The organism is Streptomyces sp. NPDC107454 (assembly GCF_055582885.1).
The window spans coordinates 429285-443048 of sequence record NZ_JBVJPA010000002.1 but is presented as its reverse complement, the minus strand read 5'-3'; the positions used below and the strand labels follow the sequence as shown (position 1 = coordinate 443048).

General features: G+C 70.7%; 14 protein-coding genes. 7 read left to right on the top strand and 7 right to left on the bottom strand.

Annotation, left to right across the window (positions count from 1 at the left end; all coding sequences use genetic code 11):
* The first annotated feature begins 35 nt into the window (after positions 1-35).
* From ACZ69M_RS06190 to ACZ69M_RS06180, 3 genes are all read left to right on the top strand, one after another.
* Positions 36-509 carry an NUDIX hydrolase gene (locus ACZ69M_RS06190; RefSeq protein WP_470047081.1) on the top strand — a complete coding sequence of 158 codons (474 nt, stop codon included), beginning with the start codon at positions 36-38 and terminating at the stop codon, positions 507-509.
* Positions 510-635: 126 nt separating this feature from the next.
* The gene (locus ACZ69M_RS06185) at positions 636-833 is read left to right on the top strand and encodes a DUF2180 family protein (RefSeq protein ID WP_352045462.1); all 198 of its coding nucleotides are present in this window, start codon (positions 636-638) and stop codon (positions 831-833) included.
* Positions 834-987: 154 nt separating this feature from the next.
* Positions 988-2985 (top strand): ArnT family glycosyltransferase, encoded by a 1998-nt coding sequence (locus ACZ69M_RS06180; protein WP_470047079.1) that lies wholly within the window; start codon positions 988-990, stop codon positions 2983-2985.
* A gap of 13 nt (positions 2986-2998) precedes the next feature.
* On the opposite strand, the gene ACZ69M_RS06175 is transcribed toward ACZ69M_RS06180, so the two are convergent.
* Positions 2999-4261: an alpha-L-fucosidase gene (locus ACZ69M_RS06175; RefSeq protein WP_470047078.1), complete on the bottom strand. Its 1263-nt coding sequence runs from the start codon at positions 4259-4261 to the stop codon at positions 2999-3001.
* A gap of 266 nt (positions 4262-4527) precedes the next feature.
* Here ACZ69M_RS06175 and ACZ69M_RS06170 point away from each other — a divergent pair, with 266 nt between their 5' ends.
* The 4 genes from ACZ69M_RS06170 to pqqB all read left to right on the top strand — a co-directional run bounded on the left by ACZ69M_RS06170 (position 4528) and on the right by pqqB (position 8515).
* Entirely contained in the window at positions 4528-5769 is a 1242-nt protein-coding gene (locus tag ACZ69M_RS06170) for an acyl-CoA dehydrogenase family protein (protein ID WP_470047076.1), read from the top strand.
* A 171-nt stretch (positions 5770-5940) separates the two neighbouring features.
* The gene (locus tag ACZ69M_RS06165; RefSeq protein ID WP_470047074.1) at positions 5941-6363 is read left to right on the top strand and encodes an SseB family protein; all 423 of its coding nucleotides are present in this window, start codon (positions 5941-5943) and stop codon (positions 6361-6363) included.
* Positions 6364-6451: 88 nt separating this feature from the next.
* Complete coding sequence (locus ACZ69M_RS06160) at positions 6452-7564, top strand: hypothetical protein (protein WP_470047072.1); 1113 nt, start codon at positions 6452-6454, stop codon at positions 7562-7564.
* A 51-nt stretch (positions 7565-7615) separates the two neighbouring features.
* Positions 7616-8515, top strand: a complete 900-nt coding sequence (gene pqqB / locus ACZ69M_RS06155; protein WP_470047070.1) for a pyrroloquinoline quinone biosynthesis protein PqqB — start codon at positions 7616-7618, stop codon at positions 8513-8515.
* A gap of 3 nt (positions 8516-8518) precedes the next feature.
* Here pqqB and ACZ69M_RS06150 read toward each other — a convergent pair whose 3' ends face one another.
* From ACZ69M_RS06150 to ACZ69M_RS06125, 6 genes are all read right to left on the bottom strand, one after another.
* Positions 8519-8914 carry a MarR family winged helix-turn-helix transcriptional regulator gene (locus ACZ69M_RS06150; protein WP_470047068.1) on the bottom strand — a complete coding sequence of 132 codons (396 nt, stop codon included), beginning with the start codon at positions 8912-8914 and terminating at the stop codon, positions 8519-8521.
* Positions 8915-8985: 71 nt separating this feature from the next.
* Positions 8986-9339, bottom strand: coding sequence for a VOC family protein (locus ACZ69M_RS06145; RefSeq protein ID WP_054233267.1), 354 nt, complete (start codon positions 9337-9339; stop codon positions 8986-8988).
* A 108-nt stretch (positions 9340-9447) separates the two neighbouring features.
* Entirely contained in the window at positions 9448-10479 is a 1032-nt protein-coding gene (locus ACZ69M_RS06140; protein WP_352045454.1) for a LacI family DNA-binding transcriptional regulator, read from the bottom strand.
* The gene (locus tag ACZ69M_RS06135; RefSeq protein WP_097226657.1) at positions 10476-11381 is read right to left on the bottom strand and encodes a carbohydrate ABC transporter permease; all 906 of its coding nucleotides are present in this window, start codon (positions 11379-11381) and stop codon (positions 10476-10478) included. The genes ACZ69M_RS06140 and ACZ69M_RS06135 overlap by 4 nt, the downstream gene beginning before the upstream one ends.
* Positions 11378-12301: a carbohydrate ABC transporter permease gene (locus tag ACZ69M_RS06130; protein ID WP_403686574.1), complete on the bottom strand. Its 924-nt coding sequence runs from the start codon at positions 12299-12301 to the stop codon at positions 11378-11380. The genes ACZ69M_RS06135 and ACZ69M_RS06130 overlap by 4 nt, the downstream gene beginning before the upstream one ends.
* Positions 12298-13617 carry an ABC transporter substrate-binding protein gene (locus tag ACZ69M_RS06125; RefSeq protein WP_470047065.1) on the bottom strand — a complete coding sequence of 440 codons (1320 nt, stop codon included), beginning with the start codon at positions 13615-13617 and terminating at the stop codon, positions 12298-12300. The genes ACZ69M_RS06130 and ACZ69M_RS06125 overlap by 4 nt, the downstream gene beginning before the upstream one ends.
* Between the last annotated feature and the right edge of the window lie 147 nt (positions 13618-13764).

Here is a 13764-nt window from a genome sequence, read left to right as displayed (position 1 = left end):
GCCGGATGACGGAATCCGGCCGTTAGGGTCGGTCCATGGCTACCCCTGACTTCATCCGCACCATCCGGGCCTCGGCCGGTCACCAACTGCTCTGGCTCCCCGGAGTCAGCGCCATCGTCTTCGACGACGAGGGCAGAGTGCTCCTGGGCCGGCGCACCGACACCCGGAAGTGGTCGATCATCGGCGGCATTCCGGACCCGGGCGAGCAGCCCGCGGCCTGCGCCGTGCGGGAGGTGTTCGAGGAGACCAACGTGCGCTGCGTCGTCGAGCGCGTGGTGCTGGTCCAGGCCCTGGAGCCGGTCACCTACGAGAACGGCGACACCTGCCAGTACATGGACACCACGTTCCGGTGCCGGGCCGTCGGCGGCGAGGCGAGGGTCAACGACGACGAGTCCCTGGACGTCGGCTGGTTCGCCGTCGACGCGTTGCCCGAGCTGAACGAGTTCGGGATGTTCCGGATCAAGCAGGCCCTGTCGGACGCGCCCACGTGGTTCGACCCCACGGCCTGAGCGCGGGCACACCGGGGACCCGACGGCTCGTGGCCGGGTTCTCCGGCCAGGCGATGTCCGCAAGGATGATGGAGGATGGATCGCGGAGCCCCCCACAGGGCCCTCACCAATGAACGAGGTGAGGACATGAACTGTTACGACTGCCCCGGCACCCCCGGTCCCGCGGTCGCCGTATGCATCCGCTGCGGCGCGGCGCTGTGTCGCACGCATGTGCACGAAAGCCACCCGCCGACCCAGGACATCACCGGAACCGGCCGGGCCATCCACGAGAAGCCGGCCCGCCACATCACCTGCGGATCCTGCCGCGCGGCGGAGACGAGCTGACTTCGGCAGCGCACCCGCCGCGCCCCACGGTGGGAGCCGCGGCGTCCGTCCCCCGACCTGAACGTCACCTGAACAGTCACCGCCCCCAGGCATCCCGGTGGGCCGTTCCGCCCTCTCGCTGAGCGAACGGCGAGTACACCGGGAAGGTACGTCCATGGTCAGCACCACCGCAGCGATCATCGCGTCGGCCCAGCGGACGGGCGGGCGGCTGCTAGCCCGTCCCGGGACGTCCGGCCGCAGTCCGGTGGGGGGCCCGGCCCACGCCAGACCCGCGCTGCTGGCGATCCTCGCGGTGGCGGCCCTGCTGTTCACCTGGGACATCCAGCACAGTGCCTACCACGCGTTCTACGCGCAGACCGCGCGCAGCATGTCCGAGAGCTGGCGGGGCTTCCTGTTCGGCTCCTTCGACCCCGGCAACTCGATCACGATCGACAAACTGCCCGGCTTCCTGTGGCCCCAGGCGCTGTCCGCGCGGATCTTCGGATTCCATCCGTGGGCGCTCACCCTGCCCCAGCTCATCGAGGGCGTGCTCAGCGTCGCCGTCCTGTACCGCGCCGTACGCCGCTGGGCGGGGGAGAGCGCGGGCCTGCTCGCGGCGGGCGCGTTCGCGCTCACCCCGGCGGTCGCGGGGCTCTTCCGCACGCAGGCCGAGGATCCCGCGTTCACCCTGCTCGTCCTGCTGGCCGCCGACGCCACGCTGCGCGCGGCCCGCGAGGCCCGGCTGCGCCCGCTGCTCGCGGCGGGGATGTGGGTCGGCCTCGGGTTCCAGGCCAAGATGCTGGAGGCCTGGGCGGTACTCCCGGCCCTCGGTCTGCTGTACGTGGTCTCGGCACCGGTGGTGCTGCGCCGACGCCTCGCCCACCTGGCCGCCGCCGGCGCGGTGTGTCTGGCGGTCTCGGCCTCGTGGGTGCTGCTGGTGACACTGACCCCGGCCAAGGACCGTCCGTACGTGGACGGTACGACGAACAACTCGGCCGTCAGCCAGGTCGTCGGATACAACTTCCTCACCCGTTTCTCCAGCCTCGGCATCGACGCCAAGGACACCGGAAGCGTGGCGGCACAGACCATGGCGGGCACCGCCCCCACCGAGCCAGGGCACGGACACGCCGCCACGCAGTGGGCCAAGATGGTCGGCCCCTCGCTGGCCTCGCAGGTCGGCTGGCTGTATCCGGCGGCCGCGCTCGCCGCGGTGTGCGGCCTGGTGTGGCTGCGCGGCAGGCCGCGCACGGACCCGCTGCGGGCGGGCTTCCTGCTCTGGGGGGTCTGGCTGGCCACGTACTTCCTGGTGTTCAGCGCCGGAGCGGTCGGTGGCCACACGTATTACATGGGTGTCGTGGCCGTACCGCTGGCCGCGCTCTTCGGCGCCGGGACGGTGCAGTTCTGGCGTGCCTGGCGCAAGGGGAGCGGGGCACGGACGTGGGCGCTGCCCGTCGCGGTGGTGACCACGGTGACCTGGTCGGCGGTGATCGCGGGGCAGTACCCGACGTTCCTGCCGTGGCTGGCCCCGGCCGCGATCATCCTCGGAGCGGGCGCGCTGGCGCTGCTGGCACTGTCCCGTACCGATGGTGCCGAAGGGGCGCGCCGGCGCACCGCGGTGCTGGGCCTCGGCCTGGCCGTCGCGGCGATGCTGGGGCCCTCCGCGGCCTGGGCCGCCTCGGTCCTGGACCCCGCGTACGGGCACTCCGGCATGGGCTCCGCCGGGCCGGTGTCCACGTGGCACCACCACAACGCGCGGCAACGGACCTTCTCCGCACCGCCCGTCGCCCGGAACGCGGGCGACAGGGCCCCCAAGTCCACCGACGCACTCGACGAGGACCAGCAGCGGCTCCTGGCCTACACCCGGGCCCACCAGGACGGAGCCACCTACCTCTTCGCGACGACCAGTTGGCGGTCCGCCGCCGCGTACATCCTCTACGCGGGCGCCAAGGTGCTTCCCATGGGCGGATTCACCGGGGCCGCGCCCACGCCCACCGGCGCCCAGTTCCGTCACCTCGTCGCCACCGGCCGACTGCGCTACGTCGTCCTCGGCGGCGCGGTGACCGTCCCGGGCCGGACCAACGCCGTATGGGTGCGCGCCCATTGCGCACGCGTACCGCTCCCGACGTCACGCCTCTACCGCTGCTCGCCCCGTTCTGCCGCCGCACGCCCTTGACGCGGTCCCTCCGTCAGTCGCGGCCGGTCCCCCGGTAGAGGTCCAGCTCGCCCTCCAGCTCGACGGCGAGGACGGTGGCGTACTCGTCGAGGTCGGCCGCGGCGGGCGCGTCGATCCAGGTCACGCCCGGGACGGCGTCGAGGCCGCCGGTGACGTGGTGGCCCAGTTCGGTGCCGGTGCCCAGGACCGTGACGCGCTTGACCTCGTTGCGCAGACCGCGCAGCGAGACGTTGTCACGGGGGGCGTCGAAGCAGACCAGGTACAGCGTGCGCCGGTCGGCGGAGAGGGTGCTGGGACCGTAGTGGTGCCCGGCGGGCAGGCCGGCGACCGTCCCGTACACCGCGTCCGTGTGCCGTCCGATCCAGGCGCCGAGCCCCTCCAGGCGTTCGATCTGCTCCTCGGGGATGGTCCCGTCCTCGCGGGGCCCGGCGCCCAGCAGCAGATTGCCGCCCATGCCGATCGTCTCGGTGAAGTAGCGCACCAGCTGGCGCACCGACTTGAAGTCGCGGTCCTGCGGCCGGTAGCTCCACGAGTCGTTGATCGTCAGGCACAGCTCCCACGGGCCCTCCGGGGCCTGCAGCGGGGTGCCCTGCTCAGGGGTGGCGTAGTCGCCGTGGCTGAGCATCCGCGCGTTGAGGACGGCGTCGGGGTTGCCCGCGAGGATCAGCTCGGCGAGCTCGTCCATCCGCCACTGCTCCTCGGTGCGCTCCCACTCGCCGTCGAACCAGAGCAGGTCGGGGCGGAAGCGGTCCATCAACTCGCCGACCTGGCCGTCGCGGTAGGCGAGGTAGCGCTCCCAGGCGGCCTGGTCCTCCGTGCCGGGCTCGGCGTGCGAGTAGGGACTCGGCGGTTCGCCGGGCTTCACGTGCCGGATGCTGGGGTAGTCGGGGTGGTTCCAGTCGGAGTGCGAGTAGTAGAGCCCGACCTTCAGCCCCCGCTCGCGCAGCGCGTCGACGAAACCCGTGACCAGGTCCCGGCCGGCCGGGGTGTCCCGGACGACGTCGAGATTGCGGTGGCCGGTGTCCCAGAGGGCGACGCCGTCGTGGTGCTTGGTGGTGAGGACCGCGTACCGGGCGCCGATGCGGGCGAACAGCTCGGCCCAGGCGTCCGGATCGTACTTCGACGCGGTGAAGCCTTCGAGCTGTTTCATGTACTGCTCGTGGGTCATCTCGCCCGTGTAGAACGACCAGGACTCGGCCGCTCCGCCCACGGCGTAGACACCGTAGTGGATGAAGACGCCCAGCTTGGCGTCGGGAAACCAGGGTTGCATCGGCATGCGCCCACGGTAGGCGGCGGGGCTCGCGGGGCGCGTGGGCCCCGGTCACCATCACTGGTTCGTTTTCACCATGGCCATCGCCTCGAAGCCCTGGCCGAGGGGTGGGAAAGGCGCTCCCTTCGCGCCCCCGTGCGGGCGCGTCGACGCTTCAACCGGCGTACGGATTCTCGTACTTGGCGTTATCCGGCGGTACACCGTGGCGGATCTGCGTGTTCAATCATTGGTAGCGCCACACGTATGGACAGTCCCGCCTGCCAGGAGGCCCCGTGATCGCCGTTCCCGAACCGGAACTCACCGAACGCGAAGTGATCGAGCGGGCCGTGGCGATGCGGCCCGCGCTGCTCGAACGGCAGCCGGAGACCGAGCGGCTGACGATCTACCCCAAGGACACCCACGAGGAGTTCCTGCGCGCCGGTTTCTACCGGATGCTGCAGCCGCGCAGGTACGGCGGCTACGCCTTCGGCCTGCCGACCTTCTACCGCGTCGTGACCGAGGTCGCGCGCGGTTGCCCCTCCACCGGCTGGGCCCTGTCTCTCACCGCCGCCCATGTCCTCCAGGTCGCCTCGGTCTTCGAGGAGAAGACACAGGACGAACTCTTCGGCGACGAGGGCGACTTCCGGGCCGCCTCCACCGCGACCCCCGTCGGAGTGGCGCGGCCCGACGGCTACGGTCATGTGGTCCTCGACGGCACCTGGTCCTATTCCTCCGGCTCCCCGTACTCCACCCACTACGTCGGTCAGACCCTGCGCGCCCCCGAGAAGCCGGAGGACCCGCCGGGCCCGCTCGTGCTGTTCGTGGCGCCGCGCTCCGCCTGGACCCTGCTCGACGACTGGCAGGACGTCCTCGGCCTGCGCGGCAGCGGTTCCCACAGCATCCGCTTCGACGAGGCCCGTATCCCCGAGCACTTCACCCGGGAGGCGAGCCTGCTCGACCTGCCCGTCGAGGGCGGCTCCTTCGGCTCGAAGCTGCACGGCCATCCCATGTACGCGGGGCGCGCGGCGAGCTTCTTCCACGGCGAGCTGGCCGCACTCATGATCGGCACCGCGTACGCGGCCGCCGACGAGTACGCCCGGATCATCGCCGAACGCCCGCTCGTCCTGGACCCCGGCCGCACCCGCGCCGACCTCCACGACTACCAGCGCCACCTGGGGGAGGCGCTGGCCGCGATCCGTACGGCGGACGCGGCGCTGCGGGCAACCGCCGACGACTGGATGGAGGCCTGCTGCGACAACGTGTCGGGCAGGGCTCCCTTCACGACCGCCGTCGACAACCGGCTCGCGCTGGTCTTCGTCACCGCCGGGCGTCTGGCCTGGGACGCGCTCCAGGGCATCCTGTTCCGCACGGCGGGCTCCCGGCACGCCCGCGACGGCGCACGGATGCAGCGCTACTTCCGGGACGCCGCCACGATCTGGTCGCACCTCGGCCCCACGATGGCCGAACCGCTGGCCCGCCGTGTCGGCCGCGACCGCCTCGGCCTGCCGTCGGACGACATCCCGCTGATCTCCTGATGTCCTGATCTCTCAGTCTCGGTCTCTCGGTCTCCCGGTCTTTTGATCTCGTGAGCACCGGCGGGCGGGTGCGGGGAATGCCCCGGCCGCGAGTGGGTACGCGCGACAGGAGCCGCGCCCGGGGCGAGTCCCGCCCCGGGCGGCCTGTCCGTCACTACCTGGGATCTGCCAATGGACACACCCTCGAACAACCCTCACTACCTGCCGACGGCCACGACACCCGCCCAGGAGGCGCTGAAGGCACTCGCGGAGAACACCGAGAACCCGCTGGCGCTGGACACCCTGGCCGGCAGCGAGGTGCTGGTCCCCGTGCCGGACGACGCGAGCGAGGAGGACGTGCGCGACCCCGCCGCCGTGGCGCTGCCCGTGCTGGAGCAGCCGGGCGGGGAGCAGGTGGTGCCGGTGTTCACCTCGGAGCCGGCGATGGCCGAACTGCTGCCGTTCGTCTCCCGCTACCGTCTGGTTCCGCTGGGCGCGCTCGCCTCCCAGTGGCCGACCGATGATCTGTCGCTCACCATCGACCCGAGTTCACCGAACGGCCTGACCCTCACCTCCGAGGGCGTCCGTACCCTGTTGGTCCGGCCGCGGGCCTGACCGTTCGACCTGCGGGCGGCGGGCCCCGCTCGCGCCGTACGAGATCCGTTGCGCTGAAGACGTCCGCGTCGGACGTGAGAATGACCGCATGAAATGGATCTCGGGCGTGGCCGGCGGCCTGCTCCTGCTGCTGGTGTTCGCCAGCATCCTGCGCACCCTCGTCGTGCCCCGCGGGCTGTACTCCTCGATGGTGATCCGCTGGTGGCGCTGCCTGCGCTCCCTGCTGCGCCTCGCCGCCCCCGGCGGCAGCTACCGCGCCATCGACCGCGCGCAGACCTGGCTCGCCCCGCTCATGCTGATGGGCACGCTCGTGAGCTGGCTCGGCGGCGCCCTGATCGGCTTCGGACTGCTGCTGCACGCCATCTCCTCGCTGACCTGGACCCAGTCGGTCCGGGAGGCGGGCTCCAGCCTGTTCACGCTCGGCTTCGCCAGCGGCGACCGACTGCACCTGTCCGTGGTGGACTTCATCGCCGCCGTCACCGGACCGGTCGTGATCGCCCTCCAGATCGCCTACCTGCCCACCCTGTACGCCGCCTACAACCGCCGCGAGCTGGAGGTGACCCTGCTCCAGTCGCGCGCGGGCGAACCCGCCTGGGGACCGGAGATCCTCGCCCGGCAGTGGCTGGTCGACACCGAGACCGCGCTGCCCGAGCTGTACCGCTCCTGGGAACGGCTCGCCTCCGACATCGGCGAGAGCCACTCCACGTACCCCGTCCTGCTCGCGTTCCGCTCACCGCGGCCCTACCGCAGCTGGATCGTCGCCCTCGTCGCCGTCATGGACGCGGCCGCCATGCAGCTCGCCCTCGCCCCGAGCAGCGCCCCGCCGGAGGCCCGCCTGGTGCTGCGCGCCGGATTCACCGCACTGCGCGACATCGCCCGCTCCCTGCGTTTCCCGTACGACACCGACCCCGCGCCCGATACCCCGATCCAGCTCACCTACCTGGAGTTCGACGCGGCCGTCGCGATGCTGGAGGCGGCCGGTTTCCCCGCCGAGCGGACGGCCGAACAGGCGTGGCCGCACTTTCACGGCTGGCGGGTCAACTACGAGACGATCGCCTTCGAGTTGTGCCGCCGTGGCGACGCGGTCCCTGCGCTGTGGACCGGGCCGCGGGACTTCCCCTCGACGCCGATCCCGCCCGCGCGCCCCGCGGACCGGCGCCCCGGCGAAGATCGTCCCGAACTGCCCCCGGCCGCCGCGTAGTTCTGGCCGCCGAGTGGGGAAGATCCCCCGGGTACGGTTCGATGCGCAGGGATGGGAGTCCCCTTGAAAGTCGTCCTGCTGGGTACGGCCGCCGGTGGCGGCTTCCCACAGTGGAACTGCGCGTGCGCGCTCTGCGCGGCCGCCCGTGACGGAAAACTGCCCGCGCGGACCCAGGAGTCCGTCGCCCTGAGCGGCAACTCCCGCGACTGGTGGCTGCTCAACGCCTCGCCCGACATCCGTACGCAGCTGACCACCACCCCCGCGCTCGCGCCCGGACCGGGGCCACGGGACACACCCGTACGGGGCGTGCTCCTGACCGACGCGGAGGCCGACCACGTCGCCGGGCTGACCGTGCTGCGCGGCGGCGCCGGGCTCAAGGTCTACGCCGCGCCGCCCGTCCTCGCCACCCTGGCCCCACTGCGCGACCTGCTCGACCGCTACGCCCCCTGGGAGTGGGCGGACAGCCTGACCGAAGGCGGGTTCGTGTTGTCCGGCGGTCTGGTCGTCACCGCGCACCCGGTCGGTCCCAAGGCCCCGAAGTACGTCGTCGGCCCCGCCCCGGACGACCGCTGGGTGACCGCGTACCGGATCGAGGACCTGGCAGGCGGCGGAGTGCTCCTGTACGCGCCCTGTCTGGGCGCCTGGACCCCGGAGCTGGACGAGCTGCTCGCCTCGGCGGACTGCGCACTGCTCGACGGCACCTTCTACGCGCCCGACGAGATGGGCACGGCCGTACGCTCGCGGGGCGGGCGGCAGGCAGCGATGGGGCACCTTCCGGTGGCGGGCGCGCGCGGCAGCCTCGTGGCCCTCGCCCGCCACTTTGGCCCCCGGCGGATCTACACCCACCTCAACAACACGAACCCGCTGCTCGACCCGGACTCGGACGCCCGTGCGCGGGTGAGCGCGGCGGGGGTCGAAGTACTGCAGGACGGGGCGGAGTTCGTGGTGTAGACGCTAGGCGTTCAGCATGCGGGCCAGCACGGCGCGTTGCAGAGGGCGTACCTCGGTGTGCAGGTCGCGTCCCTTGCGGGTGAGCGCGACCCACACCCCGCGCCGGTCCTCCATACAGACGGTGCGTTCCACCAGGCCGTCCTTCTCCAGCCGCCCGATCAGGCGGGACAGGGCGCTCTGGCTCAGATGGACACGGTCGGCGATGTTCTGCACCCGGCAGTGCTCGCCCTCGTGCGCGAGTTCGCTGGAGACGAGGATGTCCAGCACCTCGAAGTCGCTGGCGCCGAGACCGTGCGGGTGCAGCGCGCGGTCGATCTCGCACATCGTGCGCGCGTGCACCGACAGGATGTCCCGCCACCGGTCCTCGAGCCGGGCGTCGCTCGCCATGTTCACTGCCATATATGCACGGTAACAGAGGTCCGGGGTTTTATTGAGTGTGCAACTAGTGCGGTTGCAACAACCCGGCGGGGCTATGCGCCGGAGCCGTCCTGGAGGAGCCCCACGAGGTTCCCGTCCGTGTCCTTGACCGAGGCGATGAGCCTGCCGCCGCCCACGTCCTGGACGTCCTGGAGCGTCTCGGCACCGGCTTCCAGCAGGGCCGCCAGCGTCGCCCGGATGTCGTCGACGTGCCAGTACGGGACCGGTCCGGTCATCCCCTTGGCGTGACCGTTGGGGTCGAGGCCGACGTCCTGCCCGGAGTCCTTGAATCCGACGTAGTACGCGGTGTCCGCGTAGGGCTCCGTACCGAGCAGCGCGCCGAACAGGGCCTTCGCCCGTGCGAGGTCCTTGACGGGGTAGATGATGGTCTTCAGCCCTGCGGTCATGGTGACTCCTCCGTGGTGTGTTCCGGTGCCTTCACGGTAGGGCGGGGGAGGGCCGGGAGGCTTCTCGAATCCTGACCGGTCCCGGCCCCCCGGCGTCGAGGGTGCGGCTCAGGTCGAGTCGCGTCGTACCAGTTCCGTCGGCAGGATCACCGCCGCCGGCTCCTCGCCCCCGATCTGTGCGAGCAGGACGCGGACCATCTCGGCGCTGATGCGGTCGTACGGCTGCCGGATGGTGGTGAGGGCGGGGGTCGCCGAGATGGCGGCGGAGGAGTCGTCGAAGCCGCCGACCGCGACGTCCTCCGGGACCCGGCGGCCCGCCTTGTGCAGAGCGGCGAGTGCGCCTTGTGCCATCAGGTCGGAGGCGACGAAGACGGCGTCCATGTCCGGCGCACGCTCGAGGAGCTGTTCGGCGCCCGCCTCGCCGCTGGCCCGGCTGTAGTCGCCGGAGGCGACGAGGCGGTCGTCGGCCTCGATGCCCGCCTCGGCGAGCACCTCCCGGTAGCCCGCGAGCCGCTCGACACCGCCCGGGGTGTCGAGCGGACCCGTGACCATGCCGATGCGGCGACGTCCCAGGGAGACCAGGTGCTTGACCATGTCCCGGGCGCCGTCGCGGTCGTCGGCGGCGACGTAACTCACCTTGGAGCCGAGCCCGATGGGCTTGCCGCAGGCGACCAGCGGCACGCCCGCCTCACGCAGCTGCTCGGCGACCGGGTCGCCCGAGTGGCTGGAGACCAGCAGCACTCCGTCGACGTGGCCCGCGGTGATGTACCGCGTTATGCGCCGCCGCTCGTCCTCGGTGCCCGCGAGCATCAGCAGGAGCGGAATGTCGTGCGCGGCCAGCGCCTGGGTGCAGCCGCGCAGCAGGACGTTGAAGTTCGGGTCCTCGAAGAACCTCTCCTGCGGTTCGGTGAGCAGGAAACCGATCGAGTCGGAGCGGCCGGTGATCAGCGAACGGGCGTGCCGGTTCACGACGTAGCCCGTTCTGCGGATGGCGGCGTTGACCGCCTCCTGCGCCGCCGGGCTCACGTAGTGCCCGCCGTTGAGCACTCGCGACACCGTGCCCCGGGACACGCCGGCCTCGCGCGCGACGTCATGGATCGTCGGCGGTCTGCGCCTGCCCCCCGCGTTGGTCATGGTCACGACTTTACGGCTCCCGAGAGCAGATCGAGGCTCCAGAAACGCTGGATGACCAGGAAGAGAGCGATGAGCGGGACGATCGCGAGCAGCGCGCCGGTGATCACCAGCGTGTACAGCGCCGGGGTGTTGGAGCCCTGTTCGAGCAGCGTGAACAGACCCAGCGTGATCGGGAACTTCTCGTCGTCGCTGAGCATGATGTACGGCAGCAGGAAGTTGTTCCACACGGCGACGAACTGGAAGAGGAACACCGTCACCAGTCCGGGCACCATCATCGGCAGCGCGATCCGGGTGAAGATCCGCCACTCGCTCGCCCCGTCCATCCGCCCGGCCTCGACCACGTCACCGGGCACGGCCGCGGAGGAGTAGATCCGGGCGAGGTAGACGCCGTAGGGGGAGAGGATGAGGGGGAGCAGCACGGACGCGTACGAGTCCGTGAGGTCCGCCTTCGCCAGCAGCAGGTACTGCGGGATCGCCAGGATCACCGGCGGCATGAGCACGCCCGCCATCAGGACGCCGAAGACGGTTTCGCGGCCCCGGAAGCGGTAGATCGCGAGGGCATAGCCGCTGAGCGCCGAGACGGCCGTCGACAGGAGGGCGCCGAGGCCCGCGTAGAGGGCGGAGTTGCCCATCCACTTCCAGTAGATCCCGTCGCGGTAGGCGTTGAGGTCCTTGACGTTCTGTGTGAAGCCGGAGCCCGGCAGGAACGTGAAGGTCGAGAACAGCTCACGGCCCGACTTGGTGGCCGCGATCAGCACCCACGCGACGGGCAGCAGGCAGTAGAGCGCGCCGAGCAGCAGCGTCAGGGTGGGCACGAAGGCGATACGGCGGCGCAGGGGCGGGCCCTGGGCGGTGCCGGGGGTGGTACCCGCGGCCGGTGCGGCCTTGCGTACGGCAAGAGAACTCATCGTGCTTCCTCCTGCTTGTTACGGGAGTTCGCGGCCCGCAGGAAGCCGAAGGACAGGACGAGGGTGACGACGGCGATGATCGCCGCCTCCGCGGCGGCCGAGTAGATGTCGCCCTTGCCGAAGGCGTCCTGGTACACCTTCATCAGCGGACTCCAGGTCGTGGAGACGGAGTTGGTGAGGGGTTTGAGGGTGGTCGGCTCGCTGAACACCTGGAGCGTCGCGATGATCGAGAAGAAGAAGGTGAGCACCAGCGAGGGGGCCACCATGGGGATCTTGATCTTCAGCGCGATCTGCAGGGGCGTGGCGCCGTCCAGCTTCGCCGCCTCGTACACCTCGGCCGGGATGGCCTGCAGCGAGGTGTAGATGACGATCATGTTGAAGCCGGTGCCGCCCCAGACCGCGATGTTGGACAGCGCGAGATACAGCGGGCCGCCGTCCAGCAGGTTCGGCTGCGGCATCCCCAGCTTGTCGAGAACGAAGTAGAAGGGGCTGACGTCGGGGAGATACAGGAAGCCCCACAGCAGCGCGGCGACGACGCCGGGAATGGCGTACGGCAGGAAGATCGCGAGCCGGGTGAAGGGGGCCAGGCGCACCTTGTCCGTGTCGAGCATCAGCGCGAACAGCAGCGCGAGACCCAGCATCACCGGGATCACGATGGCGCCGTAGCCCACCACGCGCACCGCGCCGCTCAGCAGCTCGGAGTCGGAGAGGGCGTCCTTGTAGTTCTCCAGCCCCGCCCAGACTTCGTTCCGCGCACCCGAGCCCAGGCCCAGGCCCTTGACCTGCACCTTGTGCAGGCTCAGCCAGAGCGCGTAGCCGATGGGCAGCGCGAAGAAGAGGGCGAAGAGGATCGTCGCGGGGAGGAGGAAAGCGTACGGGGCCCCCTTGACCCCGTACGACTTCCGACGTGCCGTCGTCACTGAGCGACCCCGAAGCCCTGCTTCTTGAGGTCGGCCACCGTGTCGTCCTGCATCTTCTTCAGGGCGGCGCCGAAGTCCGACTTGTCCTTGGCGGCGGCGCCGAAGGCGTCCTTGAAGGTCGTGTAGGCGACGTTCACGTTCGGGCCCCAGGCGGAGGCCGCGGTGGTCTTGGCGATCTCCGCGGCCTTCGGGTAGAAGTCCGCCTGGTTGGAGAAGAACGCCGGCGGCTCGGAGAAGGCGTCACTGGTCTGCGCGGTGGTGGCGGCCGGGTAGATGCCGCCCTCCTTCGCCAGCGCGGCCACCGCCTGCGGGTCCGTGTTCAGCCAGGTGGCGAACTTCGCGGCGGCCGCCTTGTGCTGCGAGTCCGTGGTGACGGCCGTCGAGGAGCCGCCCCAGCTGCCGGTGACGTCCTTGCTGCCGTCCCACTGCGGCAGCGGGGCCATCGCCCACTTGCCCTTGGTGTCGGGGGCCGCGGTGGTGAGGGTGCCCGGCGCCCACACCGCGCTGACCCAGGCGATCTGCTTGCCGGTGTTCAGCGCCTTGTTCCAGGAGGGCGTGTACATCGGCTGGTTGTCGATCGCGCCCTCCTTGACGAGGCCGCCCCAGAAGTCGGCGACCTTCTGCGTCGCCGCGTCGTCGATGCCGACGTTCCACTTGTCGCCCGAGGCGGTCCACCACTTGGCGCCCGCCTGCTGGGCGAGACCCGCGAAGAGGCCGGAGTCGTTGGCGGAGAAGGTGGTCAGGTCCTTGTCCGGGGCCTTCTTCTTCAGCGCGCGGGCGGTCTCGGCGAACTGCTCCCAGGTCGTGGGAACCGTCAGGCCGTACTTCTTGAAGAGGTCCTGGCGGTAGTAGAACATCATCGGGCCGATGTCCTGCGGGATCGCGTAGACGGCGTCCGAGCCCAGGGTCGTCTGCTGCCAGACACCCTCGGCGAACTTGCTCTTCGCGTCCTTCGACTCGCCGGCTATGTCGGCGAGCGCGTCATTGCTGACCAGGGTCGGCAGCGCCTGGTACTCGGCCTGGACCAGGTCCGGGGCCTTCTTCGCCTTGTGCGCGGTGAGGATCTTGGTGACCAGCGTGTCGCCCGACGCCTGCTTCTTCACCGTGACCGTGATCTTCTGCTGCTTGCCCGGCCCCTTGTTCCAGAGGTCGGCCACCTTGTCCATGCCCGGAGTCCAGGACCAGTACGTCAGGGACGCCGGACCCGATTCGGACGAGCTCTTGTCGTCCGACGAGCCGCAGGCGGCGAGTGCGGTGCCGCCGAGCGTGACGGCGATGGAGGTGGCCACGAGGCGACGCAGCTTCGTGTTTGGCATGGATCTTTCTCCCCTGACCTGGGTCCCCGCCTGCTGCGGCGACCGTGCCATGCTTCTGTGAGCGTTCACAGTAGAGAAACATCCCGGACACTTGTCAATGGTTGTTGCTGTGCGGTTATGTTGGGCTCGCGCCGCTGATCGAGTGTG

Coding starts and splice junctions, on each gene's coding strand:
- ACZ69M_RS06180 (WP_470047079.1), top strand. CDS start 988: ATGGTCAGCACCACCGCAGCGATCATCGCGTCGGCCCAGCGGACGGGC.
- ACZ69M_RS06175 (WP_470047078.1), bottom strand. CDS start 4,261: ATGCCGATGCAACCCTGGTTTCCCGACGCCAAGCTGGGCGTCTTCATC.
- ACZ69M_RS06125 (WP_470047065.1), bottom strand. CDS start 13,617: ATGCCAAACACGAAGCTGCGTCGCCTCGTGGCCACCTCCATCGCCGTC.
- ACZ69M_RS06135 (WP_097226657.1), bottom strand. CDS start 11,381: ATGAGTTCTCTTGCCGTACGCAAGGCCGCACCGGCCGCGGGTACCACC.
- ACZ69M_RS06165 (WP_470047074.1), top strand. CDS start 5,941: ATGGACACACCCTCGAACAACCCTCACTACCTGCCGACGGCCACGACA.
- ACZ69M_RS06185 (WP_352045462.1), top strand. CDS start 636: ATGAACTGTTACGACTGCCCCGGCACCCCCGGTCCCGCGGTCGCCGTA.
- ACZ69M_RS06150 (WP_470047068.1), bottom strand. CDS start 8,914: ATGGCAGTGAACATGGCGAGCGACGCCCGGCTCGAGGACCGGTGGCGG.
- ACZ69M_RS06145 (WP_054233267.1), bottom strand. CDS start 9,339: ATGACCGCAGGGCTGAAGACCATCATCTACCCCGTCAAGGACCTCGCA.
- ACZ69M_RS06190 (WP_470047081.1), top strand. CDS start 36: ATGGCTACCCCTGACTTCATCCGCACCATCCGGGCCTCGGCCGGTCAC.
- ACZ69M_RS06160 (WP_470047072.1), top strand. CDS start 6,452: ATGAAATGGATCTCGGGCGTGGCCGGCGGCCTGCTCCTGCTGCTGGTG.
- pqqB (WP_470047070.1), top strand. CDS start 7,616: ATGGGAGTCCCCTTGAAAGTCGTCCTGCTGGGTACGGCCGCCGGTGGC.